Source organism: Acinetobacter rathckeae, from assembly GCF_015627125.1.
Lineage (GTDB): Bacteria > Pseudomonadota > Gammaproteobacteria > Pseudomonadales > Moraxellaceae > Acinetobacter > Acinetobacter rathckeae.
The window spans coordinates 649,914-671,971 of record NZ_VTDO01000001.1 but is presented as its reverse complement, the minus strand read 5'-3'; the positions used below and the strand labels follow the sequence as shown (position 1 = coordinate 671,971).

Below are 22,058 nucleotides of genomic sequence, written 5' to 3'. Positions count from 1 at the left end.
CTCAACTTTCGGCTTTTAATGCCAGTAATTCTTGGTATAAGCCATCATTAATGTTTAATCCATGCTGTAAATGATGTTGTCTATTTTTATAGCGCCTTTGCGAAGGTAGTCTTAAATTTTGATCTAATATCTGCTGAAAGATGAACTCTGCACGATCGAAATGATCTTGTACTAAACCGCCTAAAAAGCTTTCAGGATCTAAAGCAATAATTAATTCACCATGGTAAGGTAAAGACCCTGTATTTTCATCATAAGCCAAAGACTCATGACTCGTTAAATCTGCAATCAGTGGCCCTGAAATTAACTCAATCATTGTGGCTAAAGTGGCTCCTTTGTGCCCACCAAAAGCCAACATTGCACCATGACTGAGAACCTCTTGAGGGTCTGTACATGGCTTACCCTCTCTATCGACTCCCCACCCTTCAGGAATAGATTTTCCTTCCCTTAAGTGCAGTTGAATTTCACCTCTTGCCACAGCACTGGTTGCAAAATCAAAAATAAATGCCTCTTTATTTTTTCTAGGCCAACCAAAAGCCATGGGATTTGTACCAAATATTCCTTGTCGACCACCTTCTGGAGTAACCCATGCATGGCTTGGTGTAAATGCAAAAGCAACCAAACCTGCATGTGTTAATTGCTCTACTTCAACCCATAATGCAGAAAAGTGAACGCAATGGTTAATTGCCATGGCTGCAATGCCTTGATTTTTCACTTTGTCGATCAAGTACGGTAAACCATGTTTAAAAGCCAAGGGAGAAAATCCACCTTTCGCATCGACCTGAACCAAGCCTGGCTTTATATCTTTTACAATTGGCTCAGCTGTTGCAGACACTTTTTTGTTATGTAACGTCTGAATACAGCCGAGTATTCGCCAAATACCATGTGAATGACAACCATCTATTTCTGCAGATACAACTGTCTGCATGATTTCTTGTGCATGGTCTGAGGTAAATCCCTGATCCTTTAATATGTAATATATAAATGTTTTTAAGTTGGGAATGTCTATATGCATTTAAATCCCCCAAATAAAGACATCGTTATCCTCCAATATTAAGGTCGTTTCGGCACTGATTGATGCAGAACCACGAATAATAGGTTGTATACCAACCTCAAGTGGCTCGTAATAGGCTTCAAATTGACTACCAATAATACTGGCTTGCTGCCATAATTGATTTGGTTCTAACTTCTGGTCTGCCGCCAAACAGGCCAACTTAGCACTTGTACCCGTGCCACAAGGTGATCTGTCATACTCACCACCAGGGCACAATACAAAACTCCGACTATTCGCCTGTGTATCTGCTGTGAACAGTTCTATATGATCTATGACTGCGCCATTTTCTCCAAAAATATTTTGGTTTTTTAATTCTTTTTGAATCATTAAAGCAAATGTCGTTAGCTTTGGAATATTGTCTTTATCTATCTGCAAATGATGTTCATTGACTAAAAAGAACCAATTCCCACCCCAAGCAATATCACCTTTGATTTCACCTAGTTCTTCGCTATAAAATTTCACGTCTTTTTTATATCGCCAAGATGGAACATTCCGTATGCTCACAGAACCATCTTCATGCAAAATTGCAGTAATATCACCAACTGGGGTCTCTATTTTGTGTGTGCCTGTTGTAATTTTACCAAGGTAAGCCAGTGAATGTATTAGGCCTATCGTGCCATGACCACACATGCCTAAATAGCCTGTATTATTAAAGAAAATAACCCCTGCACTTGCCGAAGGGTTTACTGGCTCACAGAGTAACGCCCCTACAAGCACATTATGACCGCGAGGTTCTAATATTGTGGCTTTTCTATAATGATCATACTGTGTAGATAAACACTTGAGTCGATTTTGCATAGATCCTACACCCAAGTCAGGAAAGCCATTTATAATTAAACGCGTTGGCTCACCGCCTGTATGTGAATCAATAATTGATATTTTTTGCATATCGAATACTCTAATTTATTTTCATAGTACTTAGAAGAAATAGCTTTTTTGAGGCTGTCTCTCCTATGATTTATACGTTTTACTCATGCTATTAATCAGTCAATTTTTAAATAAAAATCCATTTCTCTTTAAATTTCTCAGACATAAATAGCATTTGTCATGATCTATTTTGCTTAATTGCGATATCAAGCAATATATTCTCTTAAATATGCATTAATGTATATGGTATACAATATGTAAATATAAAGCATAAACTATGCCAAGCAATATCACTTGGCTATTTCTTTAAAATGAATGATATATATGAAATAACGTGAAAAATTGGCGATTTATTTTCTAATTTTGCACAGACTTAAAGCACAGATGAACTAAAAAGTTACATACGATATAATGTAAGAATTGCAATACAGGTCAGCAAGAGTGCAAATACTTTATGAATAACCTGCTCAGGAATACGATGTTGTAAGAACCGACCAACAAACATACCAATTAACGCCGTAGTCACAAAAATGGGCGTGATATCTAAAGGGTAATGATATCCAGATGAAATCTGTGTCATTAATGTGATGGATCCCACCAAACAAATAATCATTAGGGATGTAGCAGATATACAACATAGAGACAAATTAGATATTTTTTTGAGTGTAGGGACTAAAATAAAACCGCCACCTACCCCCAATAAACCTGTAACCATTCCAAGTAGCATTCCTAGGCCACCTAAATAAAACCTTGTTTTTGTATTCCAAATAAATCGGCCTGTTAATCGATGGGTATGACATAAGTTTAATGAACGAATCGGTTTCTTAGTAAAGTAGCGAAATGCTGAAATCAACATAACAATACAAAATAAAATGGTGATGTAATATATTGGAATAATCTTGCTTAAACTAACACCAATGTATACAGATGGAATAGACAACAAAGCAATCCAAATTGCTGCCCTATAACGTACAGTATGTTGCCATAAGCCTTGTATTGTTCCTGCTCCAGATGCAATGGTTGTTGCGATAAGTGCAATCGGTGCAGCTTGCGAAACACTCCAAGACTGAGACCACATCAGTAAAGGAATAGCCAATACGCCACCACCTGCACCTGTAAGCCCCAATACAATACCAATAAATATCCCTTCACAGGCTAATAAAAACATAGCGATCTCTTAAATTAATCGCAATCGCTTGTTTGTACTCTACCACACAGCTTATTGGCAGGTAGTGCTTGGTCTATTTGAGCAGGATATGCCAGATCTAAATTCGCCATAATGTGAATAAACTCTTCTTGGCTGATATGTAATGCCAGTCTTGGGTTATATTCTTTTTCATGTCCAATACTTGATGAAAAGTTACCTTTGTAATCATGTGCAGGATAAACAATGGTTTCGCTTGGTAAAGTAAATAATTTTCTATGTACGCTTTGATATAGCTTTTCAGCAGAACCGCCTTGAAAATCAGTTCTTCCACAACCATTTATTAGTAAAGTATCCCCTGTAAAGACATAGCCTTTTGCATAATAAGATGTACATGCATTGGTATGCCCTGGTGTCGCAAGGACTTGTAATAATTGTTGCCCAAAACGAAAATCGCAACCATCTGTAATAAAAACATCTGCACACTCTACCCCAGAATTTTTATGCACCACAGACTTAGCAGATGTTAATGTTTTTAATGTATGAGAGGCTGTAATATGGTCTGCATGTATATGCGTTTCAAAGATATATTGTAAATTCGCTTGTTGTTGTTTTATTTCTTCAAGATACTTTTCTATATCGCATTGCACGGGATCGATGATAATCGCTTCTTTGCTTTCTTCACACATTAAAAAATAGCTATATGTAGAACTTTTAGGTTCAAAGAACTGTTTGATATACATGTTAAAGCACTTCTTTTATATGATATTTATATATACTTATAACATATTTAGATATAAATAAACAACCCAGACACAATGACATAAAAAAACGGCTTACATTGAAGCCGTTTTTGAAGTTTCAAATAAACTAACTTATTTTGCTAGAGCTTCTTTATAACGACGTGCAACTTCTGCCCAATTAACTACGTTATAGAATGCTGCAATGTATTCAGGACGACGGTTTTGATATTTAAGGTAATATGCATGCTCCCAAACATCTAAACCTAGAATAGGTGTATTACCGTGCATTAATGGAGAGTCTTGGTTGCCACTGCTTTCTACAACCAATTTATTTTCAGGAGTAACACTTAACCAAGCCCAACCACTACCAAAACGCGTTAAAGCCGCTTTAGTAAATGCTTCTTTAAATGCCTCTAAACCACCAAGCTCTGCATCAATTGCTGTAGCAAGTTCACCTTCAGGTGCTCCACCACCTTGTGGGCTCATGACTGTCCAAAATAAAGAATGGTTTGCATGACCACCACCATTATTTTGCACAACACCTTTCAAGTTTGCAGGAACGTCTGCAATTTTAGCTACAAGTGTTTCAACAGGAAGTTGTTCCCACTCTGTACCTTCGATAGCAACATTAATGTTATTAATGTACGTTTGGTGATGTTTAGTGTGGTGAATTTCCATAGTTGCAGCATCTAGATTTGGCTCTAGTGCATCATATGTATATGGTAAAGATGGTAATGAGTAAGCCATTTTTATGTCCTTATTAAGTATAAATAATTTCATGAATAACAATACGATAAACCGAAGCTTATTTCAATATAAAGCATTACTTCTATTTAAGACTTTAGCGTATACCATTTAAAGATACTATAGTATTTTATTGACAGTATGTAATTCAATAATGCATAACCATTCAAACTTAATTAAAAATTAAAATTAACCACTCAAAACGAAAATTTAACATATATAATTTAACAATCAATAATTAAATATTAAAATTTAAATATCAAACACTTATATTTAAATTTAATACAAAAAAAATATATATCTAAACATCATCCATATTATTTTTTATAAAAATGATTATCATTTGCAGAATAAAAACACCAACCTAACAACTGTTGTAAAAGGAATCTTTACATGCAACATACACAAACGTTCAAAAGCAAACTGCTTGATCAATCTATACGCCGTATATTGTTATCTTTAATCGTATTATCTCCTGTATATAGTTTTGCTGAGACAACCACACTGCCAGAAATAAATGCTCATGCGAAAACACAAGACAATAAAAAAAGTTACACCATAAAGAAAAGTAGCAGTGCAACAAAATTGGATTTATCTTTAAAAGATACACCTCAAAGTGTTACGGTAATCACACAACAACAAATCAGTGATGAAAACTTACGTGATACTTATGACATTTTAACCCAAACACCTGGGGTTCAAGCCGTACGTTATGGTGCAAAAGGGGCTATTGGTAATGGTGGTGAATATGCAATGTACTATGCACGTGGTCAACAAATTATTAACTATCAAGTTGATGGCGTAATGACCGCACCGCCTGTAAACTTTAAATCCGGCTCTTCATTAAGCGGTTTAGACTCATCTATTTTTGAAAATGTAACTGTAATTAAAGGAGCAACTGGATTAACCAATGGTGCGGGACTACCTAGTGCAAGTATTAATTTCAACAGAAAGCATGCAAATAGTACCGAACCTACAGGCTATGCAAAAGTCAGTTACGGCTCGTGGAATAATGTAAGATCAGAATTTGATGCTCAAACCGCTCTAACACAAGATGGAACAACACGCGGCCGAGTTGTAGCTGCATATGAGCAAGGTGATTCTTGGAAAACATGGGGCAATTATAGAAATGCGACACTGTATGGAGTTATAGACCATGACTTTAGCGAGCAAAGCCATCTATCGGTTGGTGCTATGCTCAGCCGAAATCGTAGTGATGGTTTAAGCGTCCATGGTCTAGATATGTATGGCTATGACTACTCTCTTAACCCATACTCACCAAGTTTTAATGCAGCACCTCGCTGGGCATATAGCCAAGTAGATTCAGTCAATGCATTCGCCTCATTTAATCATACCTTTGATAATGACTGGGCATTACACATAAATTATAACTTCTTACAACAACATATCGATGCTATTTTTGGTGTGATTGGTACTTCACCAAAATATAACTCAGATTATGCAAACTTTACTTCTAATAAAACAGATTTAAACCCCACTGAAAACTCGCTTGATGTGTCTGTAAATGGAAAGTACCAACTATTTGGCCAAGAACATGATTTAATGTTTGGCAGTAGCTATCAATATATCCAAAATAATGGTGATACTTATAAAGCGAATTACACAACAACTTCGGTTAAGCCATCTACATGGAATGGTTATGTTACTGCTCCGACATTTACCAAAAATGGTGAACAGAGACTTAGTTACCAACAGGCTGGCTATTATTTAGCAACACGTATCAATGCAACTGATAAATTACACCTGATTTTAGGTACACGTTTATCTGACTATATTTCAAAAAGCTATACTACATCTGCTGGGTCATCAAAGGTGAGTAATTACCACCGTGTTACGCCGTATGCAGGTATAACCTATGACCTAACAAATAACCTCACTGCTTATGCAAGTTATACCAATATTTTCTTACCACAGTCATACCGTAATTATGATTATAAGTTGCTAAATCCACAGCAAGGCAATAATTATGAAGCAGGTTTTAAAGCTGCATTTTATGACAACAAACTCAATGCAAGTATCGCTTACTTTGAATCTAAAATGGACAATGTTGCGCTTACGGCAGGAAAATATACATCTTCTGACAGTGCAGTCAGCCAAGGTTTAGTTACTGCTGGATCTTATTATTATCAAGGTGCAAATGGTGTAAAAACTAAAGGTTTTGAAGCCGAGTTAAGTGGTGAAATTACGCCACGTTGGAATATTCAAACAGGCTATTCACATGCTTTAAGCAAACAGGCTGGTGTGCGTGTCACAACAGAGCTTCCTGTCAATCAATTTAAACTGTCTACCACTTACAGTTTACCAGGCATATTTGACGCCGTGACAGTTGGTGCAACAACACGTTGGCAAAGCAAGTTTTACTATACAGGCAGTAACAGTTTACAAACCGCGGCCTATACTCAAAAAGGTTTTGCCTTACTTGACCTGATGGCTAAATATAAAATTACCTCTGATTTAAGTTTAGGTTTAAACATAGGTAATGTTACCAATGTAAAATATCGATTAAATTACTGGGCTAATACTTATGGTGACCCAACAAGCTATACTGGTTCTTTAACTTATAAATTCTAAGCTAAGCTAATCTGCTTAAGAAAATTCTCTTTTCTTAAGCAGAGTTTTTTACCTATTTAACTTAAATTTTAGATGATAATGTTCTTTTAAAGTTGAAATATAAGAATACTAAATTAAATGATATTCGCTTTTTACTAATTAACCCGAATCCTGTTTACGGAATTTACTGTTTTATATGTTTTTATATAAAATAAATACTTTCCTTTGCAGTCTAGTCTAATGAATAGACTGATTTCCCTTAAAAAAGCTCTGAGTGACTAAAAGTCTATGCTATATAATTCCAATATTTGATCGAAATACCATAAGCAAATGATTTTAAAATAAAAATATCAACCTTAAAGTTTCTATAAAAGGGATCTTTACATGCAACATATACAAACGTTCAAAAATAAAATGCTTGATCAATCTATACGCCGTACTTGTAGTTAAATTGCATTTCCCCTTTGTAGCTCTAATCCTCTCTTTGCATCGATACTCTGATCCATAATTTTGTCTGACTTGGCATATTATTTGCCTTCTTTTAAACGTATCAAGTACATCACTTTGCAGCCAACGATGCCTGCTCGTGTTTATTCGAACTCATAAATTTCTCAAAATTTATGAGTCTCAAATTTTCATTTGCATAGACTGAGCAAGGTAATCATTATGGTTGAATCTATAAAAACTGTTTGTCCATATTGTGGTGTTGGTTGTGGCATGATTTTACATGTTAAAAATGGCAAAATTACTAAACTATCAGGCCATAAAGAACACCCTACCAACTTTGGTCGACTGTGTACTAAAGGGGCTTCAGCACATCAAGCCTTACGTCAATCTGGACGCATGGAAAAAGCATATATTCGCAAATTACGCACAGATGAGCGTATTGCAAATACCAGTGATATCGCAATAACTAAAACAGCTCAACGTCTTCGCGAAATTATTGACCAAGATGGTCCAGATGCCATTTCTTTTTATGTTTCAGGGCAAATGTCAATCGAGGCTCAATATCTTATAAATAAACTTTCTAAAGGATTTATTGGTACAAATAATATTGAGTCAAATTCTCGCCTGTGTATGGCAAGTGCTGGAAGTGGTTATAAACTTTCTTTAGGTGCTGATGGTCCTCCTGGCTCATACCAAGATTTTGATCATGCAGATGTATTTTTTGTTATTGGTGCAAATATGGCTGATTGCCATCCGATTTTATTTTTACGTTTGATGGATAGAGTCAAAGTTGGTGCAAAATTGATTGTTGTTGATCCACGACGTAATAGCACCGCAGATAAAGCTCACCTTTTTATGCAGATCAAGCCAGGTACAGATTTAATCCTACTTAATGGATTATTACACTTACTATGGAAAAACAACCATATTGATCATGACTTTATTCATGAATATACCGAAGGTTGGGAGCAAATGCCTAATTTTTTGGAGGAATATACACCCGACTATGTTTCTAAGAAAACAGCAATTGAAGAAGAAAAAATTCGACAAGCAGCACAATGGATTGGTGAAGCAAAAGAATTTATGAGTTGCTGGACAATGGGCCTTAACCAAAGTACTCATGGCACATGGAACACCAATGCGATTTGCAACTTACATTTGGCAACGGGAAAAATTTGTCGTTTAGGTAGTGGACCATTTTCTTTGACGGGCCAGCCCAATGCAATGGGGGGACGTGAAATGGGATATATGGGGCCAGGTCTTCCTGGTCAACGCTCTATTTTAGTTGAAAAAGATAGAACATTTATCGAAGAACTCTGGCATATCCCTAAAGGGACTTTAAAAACAACTTTAGGCAAAGGTACGGTCGACATGTTCGAGCGTATGCAAACAGGAGAAATTAAAGCATGCTGGATCATCTGTACTAACCCTGTTGCAACCATTGCCAATCGTACCAATGTAATCGAAGGCTTAAAAGCAGCAAAGTTGGTTATTACTCAAGATGCATTTTTAGATACTGAAACCAATCGCTATGCAGACATTATGTTACCTGCTGCTTTATGGGCTGAAGCAGAAGGTGTAATGATTAACTCCGAACGCAACATGACACTTATGCAAAAAGCAATTGAGCCACCAGGTGAAGCCTTACCAGATTGGCAAATTATTAGTCGTATTGCATGTGAAATGGGCTACGATCATGCTTTTAGTTATCATTCAGCATCAGAAATTTTTGATGAGATCTGCCAGTGCAGTAATTTCAAAACAGGTTATGACTTACGTGGAGCAAGCCATACTCGTTTGAAAGAAACACCTCTACAATGGCCTTGCCCGCCCTTGGATGCATCTGATGGAGATGAAAATCGTCATCCTATTCGTTATTTGAATAATGGTGTTAGCCAGCCATTATTAACTATAGAACAACAAAAACCACGTTTAATTTTTCCAACTGAACGAGCCAGAGGTATTTTTTTTGCCCGTCCGCACCTAGATCCAGCAGAAATGCCAGATAAGGACTTTCCATTTGTTTTAAATACAGGTCGCTTACAACATCAATGGCATACCATGACCAAAACAGGGAAAATTCCCATGTTAAACAAACTAAACTCAGGGCCATTTATAGAGATACACCCTGAAGATGCCGAAGACTTAAATATTAAAAACAAACAACCAGTAGAAATTCGATCACGACGAGGTAAAGCGGTTTTACCTGCAGTTGTAACAGATCGGGTACTTGCTGGAAATTGCTTTGCCCCCTTTCATTGGAATGATTTCTTTGGCGAAGATTTGGCAATTAACGCCGTAACCAACGATGCGATTGATCCTATTTCTCAACAGCCTGAATTTAAAGTATGTGCAGTTGCACTGACGCCTGTTGCCGCAACAGAGACATTATTGATTGCCGATGCACTCAAACAACAAAAAACAAATATTCAGCAACCAACCAACTCAATACCGACAATCACACAGAATACAAATATGTCACCCATAAATATTTTTGCCCAAAGTATTGGCCTTGAAACATCAGCAACTCCCTCAATGAGTGATGCCGAGAAAATCTATTTATCAGGTTTTATTTCCGCATTACAAAATCTACCCGTAGCTGCTGAGAGTATACCAACACTTCCTGCTCACGCCCCTATTTCTGATCAAACAAAATTATGGCTCAATGGCCTATTAACAGGGTTATATTCACGGACATCTACATCTACGTCTAGCGCAAGTTCAGATGGTTCTAGCGTATCAGAAAAAACTAAAATTACCCTAATTTGGGCTTCACAAACAGGAAATAGTGAGACTTTAGCAGAAACATTTGCTGAGAAAATCAAGCAATCCGGCTGTCTTGTAAATCTACAAGAAATGAATGACTTCTCAATTACTGAATTAAATAAAATACAAAATTTATTATGTATTAGTAGTACTTTTGGTGATGGAGATGCACCAGATAATGGACAAATTTTTTGGAATAATTTAACCAATCAAAAAGATATCCAATTAAACCATCTTAATTATAGTGTCTTAGCTTTAGGTGATCCTAATTATGACCAGTTTTGTGGGCATGGTAAAAGACTTGATCAAAAACTGGCTGAGCTGGGAGCTTCTCGTATCGTTGATCGGATAGATTGTGATACCGATTTTCAAGAACCAGCTGAACAATGGTTAGATCGTATTCTTACTACATTTAAACATAATGAAAAAACCAACGCTCCGTTATCACCAACACCAGAAACATCCAATTTAAATATTCCAAGTAAAGCCACTCCATTTTCTGCAAAATTGATAAAAAATATACGATTAAATCAGGAGGATTCAAATAAAGATATACGGCTATTTGTCTTTGATATTGAAAATTCAGGCATTATTTACGAGGCTGGTGATGCATTGGGAGTCTGGCCACAAAATTGCCCTGATCTTGTAAATGAGTTATTAAATGTCACTAAACTAGATGGTCAGCACATTTTATCTATCGACTTAAAAGATATCACCTTAAAACAAGCACTCACAGAATCTTTTGAGATTACTAAGCCACAATTCAATGCCTTAAAATTTATTGCAGTAAAGGGAAATTATCAATCTTTACAAGATTTATTAGACTGTCCAGATAAAAACAAGTTAAAACAATGGCTATGGGGAAAGCAATTAGTAGATATTCTAAAAATATACCCTGTTCAATTATCTATCAATGAACTCATTAGTATTTTGCCGAAACTACAACCACGGTTATACTCAATTGCATCAAGCCCTAAAGCATACCCAACACAAATACACTTAACAGTTTCAGTAGTACGATATAAACACCAAGGTATATCTAGAAAAGGGGTATCTTCAACTTTTTTATCAGATCGTGCTGAACAAGGTACTGTTCCGATTTTTGTTCAAAAATCAAAATCATTCCATCCACCTATTGACTCAGAAACACCCTTGATTATGGTTGGACCAGGTACAGGTATTGCCCCCTTTCGAGGTTTTTTACAAGAACGAGATCTCCGTGGCGATACAGGAAAAAACTGGCTATTTTTTGGTGAGCAAAAAATAAATACCGATTTCTACTATGAAAATGAGCTGAGAGACTTTCACAATAGAGGTATTTTGACTCGTCTGGACTTGGCTTTCTCACGTGACCAAGAACAAAAAGTTTATGTACAAGATCGTATGCGTGAGCATGGTGCAGAGTTATGGGAATGGTTAGAGCAAGGTGCTTATTTTTGTATATGCGGTGATGCTAGTCGTATGGCAAAGGATGTTGATGCAACGTTGAAACAGATTATTTGCCAATTTGGTGATAAATCACCTGAGCAGGCTCAAAATTATCTTATTTCTATGAATAAAGATAAACGTTATTTAAAAGATGTTTATTGAGGTAGATAGTGAAAATTTTGAATATTTAATTTCTACTTAAATTACTTAGGCTATTTTTATTGTATCATGTGGTGATTTATTGGTATGTGACAATATTTTTTAATTACGATAGTTTTTGGTATGATTGTATGATTACGTTTATCATTCAATAAACATCAAGCCGAAAAAGGATTTTCTCTATGCCTGATCAAAAAGATATATTAAAAAATCTAAAAACATCTTCTATTGATCGCCGTCTTTCTATCGCTAAAGCATCTTTTTTAGCGGGAACACGTTGGGCAACATCAAATGCGACTTCTTTTTTTGCAAGCGATGAGGAAAAAGAACGTAAACGTAAAAAAGTACTCACAGAACAAGCCAATTACCTCGTGTCAGAAATTGGAAAACTCAAAGGCTCTATTGTAAAAATAGGCCAAATGATGGCGTTGTATGGTGAACACTTTCTGCCAAGAGAAGTCACAGATGCTTTAAATACTTTAAACAATCAAACCATTGCAGTGGATTGGAATGCTATTCTTCCCCACCTTACAGAGCAATTAGGTCATAAAATAAATGATTTAGAGATAGACCCACAGCCTATTGGTACAGCCTCACTGGCTCAGGTACATAAAGCAACGCTAAAATCGACAGGTCAAGTGCTGGTATTAAAAATACAATACCCAGGTGTTGCGAGTGCTATTGATTCGGATATGAATCTATTTAAACAAATGCTTCGACTGACTCACCTTCTCCCTCAAACGAGAGAGTTTGATCAATGGTTTGAAGAAGTACGAGACATGATGCATAGAGAAGTCGACTATACATTAGAAGCAAAAACGACATTACGTTTTGCAGACTACTTAAAAGATGATATTCGCTATGTTGTCCCTCAAATTATTGAAGAATACTGCACAGACCAAGTGTTATGCATGAGTTATGAGTCAGGTTTACCTGTAAATAGCCCTGCTGTTTTGTCCCTATCACAACAAAGACGTAATAAAATTGGTGAAGCATCATTAGAAATTGCCGTAAAAGAGCTCTTTATTTGGGGAGAAATGCAAACTGACCCCAATTTTGGTAACTATTTGGTTAGGCTTGCTGAAGAAACAAATGAAGATATAGATAAAATTGTTCTTTTAGATTTTGGTGCAATCCGTCAGTTTGATCATGAAATGCTTACTTTGGCGCATAGTTTAATTCATGCAGGCTACCTACATGACTTAGATCAAATGGTTAATGCAATGAAGGGTTACCCTTTCTTCGATCAAATTCCATCAGATATAAAACCAGACATGGCTAAAGTGTTTTTACTTGCAACAGAGCCTTTTAGTAGTTTAAGTAATAATCCAGATATTCCTGAAGGTGTTATGAATAGCCAAGACCAATATGACTGGAAAAAGAGCCAGCTACACCAACGTGTCATGCAACGTGCAAGTAAGTCTATGGCTTCTCGTTACTTTAGTGTACCACCTAAAGAGTTTATGTTTATTAGTCGTAAATTTATTGGAACTTATACATTTATGACGGTGATTTCTGCCCAAGCAAATATTCGTAAAAGTTTAAATTTTTAATATTTTTTTAGTCTTAATTGGTAAATTACTTAGGCTATTTACCAATTAAGACTAAAGTATGATGTCACCTTTTGCCCATAGACTTTTTTAAAACAATCATATTGTTTATAGTTTAATAAAAATAAGTTACTGAAAAATATATTTATTTATATAAAATCTTACAACTCAATCAAAATAAACAAAAAGTCAATGTTTTAATCATTTTAATATTTGATAGTTATTATTTCGACTTTGAATATCTTTTTAAAGTAAAATCGATCTAATTTCATCTTTAAATGTAAACTCTTTGGGATTCACCAATGGATACACAAACACATTCTCCCGATAAAAAGCCAAAATTTTATCAAGTCTTATATATACAAGTTATATTTGCAATTACCCTAGGTATTCTTTTAGGACATTTCTACCCTAGCATAGGTGAAAGCCTTAAGCCCCTTGGTGATGCATTTATTAATATTGTAAAAATGATTATTTCACCTGTTATTTTCTTAACTGTGGTTACAGGAATCGCAGGTATGAAAAACATGGGCAGTGTTGGTCGTGTAACAGGTAAAGCAATGCTTTACTTCATTACCTTCTCTACTCTAGCATTATTTGTTGGGATGATTGTTGCCAATGTCATCCAACCAGGTCATGGTTTAAATATTAACCCAGCAACACTACAAGCAGACAAAGTGAGTTCATACGTTGAAAAAGCACATGACTCAACAATTGTTGGCTTTTTAATGGGTATTATTCCAAAAACACTAATCAGTCCATTGGTTGGTGGCGATATTTTACAAGTGCTTGTTGTAGCAGTGCTGTTTGGTCTTGCACTTGCATCAACAAATGATAAATCACAACCGATCATTGACTTTTTAGAGACCCTAACCGTACCTGTATTTAAGCTTGTTGGTATGCTCATGAAGCTTGCTCCAATTGGTGCATTTGGTGCAATGGCATTTACGGTAGGTAAATATGGTGTTGGATCTATTGGTAATTTAGCTTTACTCATTGCCACTTTTTATATTACTTCTGTTTTATTTATTATTATTGTTCTTGGCGCAGTTGCACGTTATAACGGATTTTCAATTATTGCGCTTGTTCGCTACATTAAAGATGAACTGTGGTTAGTCCTTGGTACAAGCTCATCTGAAGCTGCTTTACCAAACCTTATGCGTAAAATGGAAAATGCAGGTTGTGAAAAGTCTGTTGTTGGTCTTGTTGTTCCAACAGGTTATTCATTTAACTTAGATGGCACGAATATATACATGACAATGGCGGCACTCTTTATTGCTCAAGCATGTAATATTGACTTAACCATTGGGCAACAACTTACCCTTTTACTTGTAGCTATGATTAGCTCTAAAGGTGCTGCGGGTGTAACAGGTGCAGGATTTATTACTTTGGCTGCAACGCTTTCAGTTGTACCAGATGTACCTGTTGCAGGGATGGCTCTTATTTTAGGTATCGATCGCTTTATGTCTGAATGCCGTGCTTTAACCAATATTATTGGTAATGCGTGTGCAACAATTGTTGTTGCCCGTTGGGACAACTCTTTAGACAAAGAACAACTTGATACAGCACTTAATTCAAATAAAAATGCTTAAGTCATATATAAAAAAAGCCTAGTAAAAACTAGGCTTTTTTTATATCTAATAGAAACAATACTTAGGCTATTTTATGGTTGCTTTAATAACATCATCAGAGACATAGCCCTGCCATAATTGTCTAAGTGTTGGCAAATAAAATTTCTCACCAATATCAACCAATTCAGCATCTATAGCCGCATGTAATTGGTGTAAAAATAAATAATCTTGTTCTACCGTCGTACGATTTTTATAAGAAGCCACTTGTTGCCTTACTCGTTTCACAATTTGATCTGCAAATTCACGGTTTTTATAACGAGATAAAGCCGCTAGACGTATCTCAACAACACCCCAACCAGAAACCAAAAGCTTAAATATTTCAAAATCACGGCGTGTTGATTCCCACTGCATTTCTTCTAAATTATTATCTGTAGGCAGTACAGGCAGCAACAACTCCATCACACTTGGAAATATTTTCTTAAAGTTAAGTATAAATTTGACCGCTTGAGTACCTGGGTAGTCTTTAAACTGCACCTGTTTTTTGGTATCTGTGAGATAAACATCAAACATAGAAAATCATCATAAAGCAAAAATACTATTGTAAAACATAAGGGACAGAGCGCCACAGTTTTTTTATACGATTTTTCACCGACAATAATGTCATCTAAATTTATACAGATATACCGTATTTTCATCGTGGGGTGAAAACTTTCTACTTTTGGTTATCACTGAATTGTTGAAAATGAACTTTAAACACTAAAGGTTTCTAATGAAATTGAGTTCACCCTATGTGTTGAACGTATAACTGACAATATGCACCTCACTCATAGTAAAGATACTCACAAACCTTTTATTTATAAAGCTTAAATTCATTAAAACAGTAAGCTAAACATGAATAAAGCACCCTTTAGCTTTAAGCCAAAAGATGCTAAATACGGCTATTTCACATTAGCAGATACCATATTTTCAGGTCTCACCACGGCGTCAAACTGTTCTGCTGTAACAAGGTTAAGTTCAACCGCTACTTGCTTGAGTGTTTTACCTTCTTTATAGGCAGTTTTTGCCACCTTGGCTGCATTTTCATAACCAATAATTGGATTAAGCGCAGTCACAAGCATTAATGAATTACGTAAAAAGTGTTCAATTTTATCTTTGTTCGGTTCAATACCTACTGCACAGTGGTCATTAAAGCTATTACACGCATCGCCTAGTAAGCGAACAGACTGTAATATATTAAATGCGATCACAGGCATAAAGACATTTAACTCAAAGTTACCCGATGCACCTGCAATATTAATGGTCGTATCATTACCTAACACTTGTGCCACCACCATAGTCATGGCCTCACTTTGTGTCGGATTCACCTTACCAGGCATAATACTCGAACCAGGTTCATTTTCAGGAATACGAATTTCACCAAATCCACAACGTGGACCACTGGCCAACCAACGCACATCATTGGCAATCTTATTTAAACTCACAGCCAATGTTTTTAAAGCACCTGATGCAAACACCACAGCATCTCTTCCTGCTAATGCCTCAAACTTATTTTCCGCTGTTCTAAATGGCAAGCCTGTAAGTGTTGCTAAATGCTGTGCTGCCTTTACTGCATACTCAGGGTGAGCATTTAAACCCGTACCTACCGCAGTACCGCCCAGTGGAAGCTCATATAACCCACCTAGTGCGTGTTCTAAGCGGAGTAATGCATGATCTAATTGTGAAACATAACCACTAAACTCTTGCCCTAATGTCAACGGCGTTGCATCTTGTAAATGCGTACGGCCAATTTTCACAATCGGTGCAAATGCTTGTGCTTTCGCATCTAAAGTATTACGTAAGCTCGTCACCGCAGGAATAAGTAACTCATGTATATGCAAAGCTGTTGCCACATGTATCGCTGTCGGGAAAGAGTCATTGGTTGACTGTGCACGGTTTACATGATCATTTGGGTGAACAGGGTTTTGTGCCCCTAAAGGTTGCCCCAACTTCTGATTGGCAATATTGGCAATCACCTCATTACAGTTCATGTTACTTTGCGTACCAGAACCCGTTTGCCATACCACCAATGGAAACTGTGCATCCCACTGCCCTAGAATGACTTCATCAGCTGCACCAATCACTGAGTGGGCAATCTCTTGCGGAATTTGTGCTAACTCTGCATTGGTGATTGCGGCTGCTTTTTTTACTAGCCCCATACCACGAATTAAAATACGTGGTAAATGCTCTGAACCAATTTTAAAGTTCTGCAAACTACGCTGTGTTTGTGCCCCCCACATCGCATCACTCGGTACTTCAACATCACCCATGGTGTCATGTTCTATACGCATATCCATTATTTTTGACGCCTCATCGCCACGTTTTTAATCAATGGCACTAGTAATAAAACATTCAACAGATATAAACAAGAATCATTTCGTTGTTTTTAGTGAATTTTTAAACAATGATTCACAGAAAAAATGGTTCAGACAATGACGGATTCTATACAGCGTTTTATACTAACCATATTGAATCATGACACTTCTACTCAATGAGCACACTTATTTTAGTTACCGCACCACCAAGCTCTATCTTTGCATGGCATGCCTTGGGTTTAGCACAAGCCCTTAAACAAAAAGGTGCACCTTTTTCAGTATTTTTTTATCAAGACGGTGTTTATGTGGCGAATGCATTAAATTGGGTGCAAGATGATCAACGTCATTTGACTCATGCATGGCAAGCACTAGAGATTCCTCTACCCGTTTGTGTGAGTGCAGCATTACAACGAGGCATTACCGACCTAGACAATGCAACACGCCATCAGCTGAATATATCAAATCTTGCTACTGAGTTTAAATTAGTGGGTTTGGGTGACCTTACAGATGCACTCGGTCAAGCCGAACGTGTGATTCAATTTTAAGGAGCAACCAGATGAAAAAAATACTTGTTGTACTTAATCAAGCCAACATCACCCAATTACAAACACTAGAGAGCTTATCTGCTACTTTAGTCTTCGCAACCTTTGGCCACGAGGTCAGTGTACTACTACAAGATGCGGCAATTAGCCTACTTGGCCCTAAAGCACAATTCAACACACAACAACATGCCTTTAAATTTGCAAGCAATTTGGTTGAAAGCTTTGAGCTATACGACATTGAGCATATTTATATTGAGCAACAGCAAACAGACCATCCTTTTGCACAAAACACTCAGATAAATGTTCAGCCAATTGTCTTTGACGCAACATTTATTCATTCCTTTGACCAAGTCATTTATTGGTAATCTAACTATGCAAAGTTCAACACTCTTTTTAGTTCAAAGTAGTTATGCAAATACAGAAAAACAATTACAGCGTCTAAATGCACTGCTACAAACTGACGATGCCATTGTTATTATGGGAGAAGCCATCTTACATGCTCATCTCATACCAACAACACACAAAGTTTATGTATTAGACAGTGAAAAACAACTCTTAACCACTGATATACCCCAAGTCATTGACTATGCCACATTTGCAGCCCTCACCTTGCAACACAGCAAAGTCATACGTATTGCATAAACAACCGTTTAAAGATGAGCATCAAATGAATTTACAGCTTGAGTTAGACCAAGACGGTCACTTAATTGACCACAACACATGGAATGCCGAGGTTGCACAACAACTTGCCAATCGCCTAGATATTCAACTCGATGCTTGGCATTTTACTGTGCTTGAACATATACGTGCATTTTACCAACAATATGACCATGCACCCAGTACACGGCCACTGATTAAATTTTTAATGAAACAAGATCCAAGTATTAACAATGCACTTTTACAACAACGCTTTAATACAGGACTTGTCGCACGAGAACTATGTAGAATTGCTGGCCTACCTAAACCTGCCAACTGCTTATAAGCAGATTGGGCTACGGTAGAATACGTCTTAGCCCAACAACACAGCTACGACTTTCATTTGAACCACAAAACTGAATATTATTGGCATCTTGCCAACGGACATAATACTGCAACACTTCATTACTTGCAGGCATCGTTTTACCTGAACAATCGGGCTGTGAGTTATTAGATGTGATTTGTAAAGCCAAACCAGCAACAGGGCCATTGTCTGCAGAAGGTTGATACTCATACAGTCCTGTTGACCATTCTTGGTCACTATTAACCACCACCTTATTATTTTCTTTAAAATTATAGTATTCAACACATTGAGTATTTGGAATGGTCATTCCCCATAGCCCAGAAATAACAGGACGTTGCACAATGGTAATTTCACCATCGGCTTTAACTTTACTTTTAGTGACCGCACTCGGTTCAGCAGCCAATACCGACATTGAACCTAAAAGCAATACGGTTGCCATGAATAATTGCTTCATATAAGCCTTTTATATTAAAAACCAATCTATTACCGAAAAGTTAGCATAAATTGAGATGAAATATTGTTTATTTTTATATACATGATTGATCAACATGGTATTTCGTTTCATAGTACTATGAAACCATAACATTTCGGTGAGACTGGCATGCAAACACAACTCGCAACAAACCCATTACAACAACACTTCAAACAACAACAAGATGCTTATGCCAAACAGCCATATCCGAGTAGCAATCAACGTAAAGCGTGGTTAAAACAACTGCTCGTACAATTACAACAGCACGAAAGTGAGTTTTGTCAGACCATCAGCCAAGACTTTTCCCACCGCAGTATAGATGAAACACGTATTGCAGAAATTATACCGAGTATGTCTGCCATTAAATATTGTATTAAACATCTAGAACAATGGATGCAACCGAGCAGTAAACGTGTTGGCTTACTGTTTCAACCTGCAAAAGCCTATGTTCTGCCACAGCCCTTAGGTGTGGTTGGTATTATTGTCCCTTGGAACTATCCTATTTATTTGGCCATAGGAACACTCTGCCAAGCTTTAGCCGCAGGTAACCGCGTCATGATTAAAATGAGCGAATTTACCCCACAGTTTTCACAATGCTTTCAAGCAATGATTACAAATTGCTTTCCAAGTGATTTAGTCCATGTTGTTACAGGTGATACAGACATCGCACAAGCATTTTCACAACTGCCATTTAACCACCTCCTATTTACAGGCTCTACCGCCGTTGGCAAACACGTTATGCGAGCCGCCTCTGAACATCTTACGCCTGTCACCTTAGAGTTAGGCGGTAAATCACCCGCACTGATTGCACAAGATGCAGACTTTGATGAAGCCATACAACGTATTGCCTTTGGTAAAACCATGAATGCAGGGCAAACCTGTGTTGCACCAGACTATGTATTGGTACATGTCTCGCAAGAACAACAGTTTATTGAAAAGTACCTTTTGGCATTACAACAATTTTATCCAGAAATAGAAAAAAACCCAGACTACACCGCCATCATTAACCAAAAACAACTTGATCGACTAGAACACTATCTTGAAGATGCCAAACAACATGGTGCAATCATACACACCATGGCAGGCAAAACATCAGGTCGTAAATTAGCTCATTGTGTCATTCAATCCCCCAATGCAAACATGACCGTCATGCAAGAAGAAATTTTTGGGCCAATACTGCCTGTTATTGGTTACAGCCATATTGATGAAGCGATTGCATACATTAACCAAGGCACTCGCCCTCTAGCACTCTATTATTTTGGCTTTAACAGCACACAACAACAATACGTTTTACAGCACACACACAGCGGTGGTGTATGCTTTAATGAAACGCTGATGCATGTGGCACAAGAAGACTTACCTTTTGGAGGCGTTGGTGCATCTGGTATGGGGAGTTATCACGGCGTAGAAGGCTTTAAAACATTTAGTCATGAAAAATCTGTCTTTGTCAGACCGAAACTGAGTTTTATGAAAATGATTTATCCACCGTACGGACAATGGCTACAAAAGAAACTCTTTAAGCTGTACTTTAAAAAACCTTAAAGCTTGAATCAAAAATTGGCACTTTTTAACATTGCCTATTACTGCAAAAATTAGCAAGATATGCGCAATATTTTATATATCACCCAATATCTGATGCCATAAAAAAGCAGAAAACAAGACAGATATTGGATTGAATCAACAAACATTGCAAAGAACTTGCAAAAAATGGCGATCTGCTAATCAGGACACATAACATGCATTCTCATATTCTTGTGATACATGGACCAAACCTTAATCTGTTGGGTCAAAGAGAGCCTGAAGTCTATGGTCACCTCACCCTAAATGACATTAATCAAACATTGGTACAACGTGCCAAAGAACAATCTTGTCAGCTGAGCCATTTTCAAAGCAATGCAGAGTTTGAAATTATTAATCAAATTCATCAAGCAGCTCAACAAAATATCCAATTTATTATTATTAATCCGGCAGCCTTTACCCATACATCAGTGGCTATCAGAGATGCGTTATTGGGCGTGAACATTCCATTTATTGAAGTTCATCTTTCAAATGTACATGCCAGAGAACCATTTAGACACCACTCTTATTTGAGTGATAAAGCCAAAGGTGTGATTTGTGGCCTTGGGGCTTATGGTTATACCGCTGCTTTAGATTATGCAATTTCAACCCTTTAATTTTCCACTTATTTAAACCAGGAATATTCATATCATGGACATTCGCAAAATCAAAAAACTGATCGATCTTATGATCGAATCTGACCTACAGGCTATTGAAGTTAAAGAAGGCGATCAATCTATTGCTTTAACACGCCGTAGCCCTGAACCTATTTATACCAATGCAGTAGCAACACCAGTTAGTGCACCTGCACAAACAACAGCAGCACCTGCTGCAAAAGTTTCACGTGGTAGCGTTGAAACAGCACCTATGGTTGGCGTATTTTATGCAGCATCTAACCCAGGCGAAAGCCCATTTGTACAAGTGGGTCAAACTGTTTCTGCAGGTGAAACACTGGGTATTATTGAAGCCATGAAAATTATGAACCCTATTGAAGCCACTCAAAGCGGTGTTATCGAAGAAATTTTGGTTAAAAATGGCGAAGTGATTGAGTTCGGTCAACCATTATTCCGTTACCGCGCATAATTACGGAGTGTG

The 22,058-nt window shown here is 37.0% G+C and carries 19 protein-coding genes; 11 read left to right on the top strand and 8 right to left on the bottom strand.

Going from position 1 to position 22,058, the window contains the following annotated elements; genetic code table 11:
- Position 1: 1 nt before the first annotated feature.
- The 5 genes from I2F31_RS03225 to I2F31_RS03205 all read right to left on the bottom strand — a co-directional run bounded on the left by I2F31_RS03225 (position 2) and on the right by I2F31_RS03205 (position 4,552).
- Entirely contained in the window at positions 2 to 1,012 is a 1,011-nt protein-coding gene (locus tag I2F31_RS03225) for an Ldh family oxidoreductase (RefSeq protein ID WP_195767823.1), read from the bottom strand.
- Positions 1,013 to 1,939 carry a 4-hydroxyproline epimerase gene (locus I2F31_RS03220; protein WP_195767824.1) on the bottom strand — a complete coding sequence of 309 codons (927 nt, stop codon included), beginning with the start codon at positions 1,937 to 1,939 and terminating at the stop codon, positions 1,013 to 1,015.
- A gap of 376 nt (positions 1,940 to 2,315) precedes the next feature.
- Positions 2,316 to 3,086 carry a sulfite exporter TauE/SafE family protein gene (locus I2F31_RS03215; protein ID WP_195773429.1) on the bottom strand — a complete coding sequence of 257 codons (771 nt, stop codon included), beginning with the start codon at positions 3,084 to 3,086 and terminating at the stop codon, positions 2,316 to 2,318.
- A 14-nt stretch (positions 3,087 to 3,100) separates the two neighbouring features.
- Positions 3,101 to 3,805 carry an MBL fold metallo-hydrolase gene (locus tag I2F31_RS03210; protein WP_195773428.1) on the bottom strand — a complete coding sequence of 235 codons (705 nt, stop codon included), beginning with the start codon at positions 3,803 to 3,805 and terminating at the stop codon, positions 3,101 to 3,103.
- Between the two features lie 132 nt (positions 3,806 to 3,937).
- Positions 3,938 to 4,552, bottom strand: a complete 615-nt coding sequence (locus I2F31_RS03205) for a superoxide dismutase (RefSeq protein WP_195767827.1) — start codon at positions 4,550 to 4,552, stop codon at positions 3,938 to 3,940.
- Positions 4,553 to 4,942: 390 nt separating this feature from the next.
- Here I2F31_RS03205 and I2F31_RS03200 point away from each other — a divergent pair, with 390 nt between their 5' ends.
- The 4 genes from I2F31_RS03200 (at position 4,943) to I2F31_RS03185 (ending at position 15,062) form a co-directional block, all read left to right on the top strand.
- Positions 4,943 to 7,141, top strand: a complete 2,199-nt coding sequence (locus I2F31_RS03200; RefSeq protein ID WP_195767828.1) for a TonB-dependent siderophore receptor — start codon at positions 4,943 to 4,945, stop codon at positions 7,139 to 7,141.
- Positions 7,142 to 7,786: 645 nt separating this feature from the next.
- The gene (locus I2F31_RS03195) at positions 7,787 to 11,923 is read left to right on the top strand and encodes a bifunctional nitrate reductase/sulfite reductase flavoprotein subunit alpha (RefSeq protein WP_213014791.1); all 4,137 of its coding nucleotides are present in this window, start codon (positions 7,787 to 7,789) and stop codon (positions 11,921 to 11,923) included.
- 179 nt (positions 11,924 to 12,102) lie between these two features.
- Positions 12,103 to 13,473 (top strand): ABC1 kinase family protein, encoded by a 1,371-nt coding sequence (locus I2F31_RS03190; protein WP_195773427.1) that lies wholly within the window; start codon positions 12,103 to 12,105, stop codon positions 13,471 to 13,473.
- A gap of 299 nt (positions 13,474 to 13,772) precedes the next feature.
- The gene (locus I2F31_RS03185; RefSeq protein WP_195767830.1) at positions 13,773 to 15,062 is read left to right on the top strand and encodes a dicarboxylate/amino acid:cation symporter; all 1,290 of its coding nucleotides are present in this window, start codon (positions 13,773 to 13,775) and stop codon (positions 15,060 to 15,062) included.
- Positions 15,063 to 15,128: 66 nt separating this feature from the next.
- On the opposite strand, the gene I2F31_RS03180 is transcribed toward I2F31_RS03185, so the two are convergent.
- Entirely contained in the window at positions 15,129 to 15,611 is a 483-nt protein-coding gene (locus tag I2F31_RS03180) for a hypothetical protein (protein WP_195767831.1), read from the bottom strand.
- A 368-nt stretch (positions 15,612 to 15,979) separates the two neighbouring features.
- Positions 15,980 to 17,374: a class II fumarate hydratase gene (gene fumC, locus I2F31_RS03175; RefSeq protein ID WP_195767832.1), complete on the bottom strand. Its 1,395-nt coding sequence runs from the start codon at positions 17,372 to 17,374 to the stop codon at positions 15,980 to 15,982.
- A 194-nt stretch (positions 17,375 to 17,568) separates the two neighbouring features.
- Between fumC and tusD the strand changes: the two genes are divergently transcribed.
- From tusD to I2F31_RS03155, 4 genes are read left to right on the top strand one after another with little or no spacing between them, the layout of a single operon-like run.
- Complete coding sequence (gene tusD / locus I2F31_RS03170; RefSeq protein ID WP_195767833.1) at positions 17,569 to 17,937, top strand: sulfurtransferase complex subunit TusD; 369 nt, start codon at positions 17,569 to 17,571, stop codon at positions 17,935 to 17,937.
- 11 nt (positions 17,938 to 17,948) lie between these two features.
- Positions 17,949 to 18,299, top strand: a complete 351-nt coding sequence (locus I2F31_RS03165) for a hypothetical protein (RefSeq protein ID WP_195767834.1) — start codon at positions 17,949 to 17,951, stop codon at positions 18,297 to 18,299.
- A gap of 7 nt (positions 18,300 to 18,306) precedes the next feature.
- Entirely contained in the window at positions 18,307 to 18,576 is a 270-nt protein-coding gene (locus I2F31_RS03160) for a hypothetical protein (RefSeq protein WP_195767835.1), read from the top strand.
- A gap of 25 nt (positions 18,577 to 18,601) precedes the next feature.
- Positions 18,602 to 18,916, top strand: coding sequence for a TusE/DsrC/DsvC family sulfur relay protein (locus I2F31_RS03155; RefSeq protein ID WP_195767836.1), 315 nt, complete (start codon positions 18,602 to 18,604; stop codon positions 18,914 to 18,916).
- A gap of 10 nt (positions 18,917 to 18,926) precedes the next feature.
- Here I2F31_RS03155 and I2F31_RS03150 read toward each other — a convergent pair whose 3' ends face one another.
- Positions 18,927 to 19,388, bottom strand: coding sequence for a hypothetical protein (locus I2F31_RS03150; RefSeq protein WP_228285043.1), 462 nt, complete (start codon positions 19,386 to 19,388; stop codon positions 18,927 to 18,929).
- 147 nt (positions 19,389 to 19,535) lie between these two features.
- Between I2F31_RS03150 and I2F31_RS03145 the strand changes: the two genes are divergently transcribed.
- From I2F31_RS03145 to accB, 3 genes are all read left to right on the top strand, one after another.
- Entirely contained in the window at positions 19,536 to 20,948 is a 1,413-nt protein-coding gene (locus I2F31_RS03145; RefSeq protein WP_195767837.1) for a coniferyl aldehyde dehydrogenase, read from the top strand.
- A 194-nt stretch (positions 20,949 to 21,142) separates the two neighbouring features.
- Positions 21,143 to 21,580 (top strand): type II 3-dehydroquinate dehydratase, encoded by a 438-nt coding sequence (aroQ, locus tag I2F31_RS03140; RefSeq protein ID WP_195767838.1) that lies wholly within the window; start codon positions 21,143 to 21,145, stop codon positions 21,578 to 21,580.
- A gap of 34 nt (positions 21,581 to 21,614) precedes the next feature.
- Positions 21,615 to 22,046, top strand: coding sequence for an acetyl-CoA carboxylase biotin carboxyl carrier protein (gene accB / locus I2F31_RS03135; protein ID WP_195773426.1), 432 nt, complete (start codon positions 21,615 to 21,617; stop codon positions 22,044 to 22,046).
- Positions 22,047 to 22,058: the final 12 nt, after the last annotated feature.

Bases quoted from the DNA above. Each gene is read 5' to 3' on its own strand.
- I2F31_RS03225 (WP_195767823.1), bottom strand. From the start codon at position 1,012: ATGCATATAGACATTCCCAACTTAAAAACATTTATATATTACATATTA.
- I2F31_RS03220 (WP_195767824.1), bottom strand. From the start codon at position 1,939: ATGCAAAAAATATCAATTATTGATTCACATACAGGCGGTGAGCCAACG.
- I2F31_RS03215 (WP_195773429.1), bottom strand. From the start codon at position 3,086: ATGTTTTTATTAGCCTGTGAAGGGATATTTATTGGTATTGTATTGGGG.
- I2F31_RS03210 (WP_195773428.1), bottom strand. From the start codon at position 3,805: ATGTATATCAAACAGTTCTTTGAACCTAAAAGTTCTACATATAGCTAT.
- I2F31_RS03205 (WP_195767827.1), bottom strand. From the start codon at position 4,552: ATGGCTTACTCATTACCATCTTTACCATATACATATGATGCACTAGAG.
- I2F31_RS03200 (WP_195767828.1), top strand. From the start codon at position 4,943: ATGCAACATACACAAACGTTCAAAAGCAAACTGCTTGATCAATCTATA.
- I2F31_RS03195 (WP_213014791.1), top strand. From the start codon at position 7,787: ATGGTTGAATCTATAAAAACTGTTTGTCCATATTGTGGTGTTGGTTGT.
- I2F31_RS03190 (WP_195773427.1), top strand. From the start codon at position 12,103: ATGCCTGATCAAAAAGATATATTAAAAAATCTAAAAACATCTTCTATT.
- I2F31_RS03185 (WP_195767830.1), top strand. From the start codon at position 13,773: ATGGATACACAAACACATTCTCCCGATAAAAAGCCAAAATTTTATCAA.
- I2F31_RS03180 (WP_195767831.1), bottom strand. From the start codon at position 15,611: ATGTTTGATGTTTATCTCACAGATACCAAAAAACAGGTGCAGTTTAAA.
- fumC (WP_195767832.1), bottom strand. From the start codon at position 17,374: ATGGATATGCGTATAGAACATGACACCATGGGTGATGTTGAAGTACCG.
- tusD (WP_195767833.1), top strand. From the start codon at position 17,569: ATGAGCACACTTATTTTAGTTACCGCACCACCAAGCTCTATCTTTGCA.
- I2F31_RS03165 (WP_195767834.1), top strand. From the start codon at position 17,949: ATGAAAAAAATACTTGTTGTACTTAATCAAGCCAACATCACCCAATTA.
- I2F31_RS03160 (WP_195767835.1), top strand. From the start codon at position 18,307: ATGCAAAGTTCAACACTCTTTTTAGTTCAAAGTAGTTATGCAAATACA.
- I2F31_RS03155 (WP_195767836.1), top strand. From the start codon at position 18,602: ATGAATTTACAGCTTGAGTTAGACCAAGACGGTCACTTAATTGACCAC.
- I2F31_RS03150 (WP_228285043.1), bottom strand. From the start codon at position 19,388: ATGAAGCAATTATTCATGGCAACCGTATTGCTTTTAGGTTCAATGTCG.
- I2F31_RS03145 (WP_195767837.1), top strand. From the start codon at position 19,536: ATGCAAACACAACTCGCAACAAACCCATTACAACAACACTTCAAACAA.
- aroQ (WP_195767838.1), top strand. From the start codon at position 21,143: ATGCATTCTCATATTCTTGTGATACATGGACCAAACCTTAATCTGTTG.
- accB (WP_195773426.1), top strand. From the start codon at position 21,615: ATGGACATTCGCAAAATCAAAAAACTGATCGATCTTATGATCGAATCT.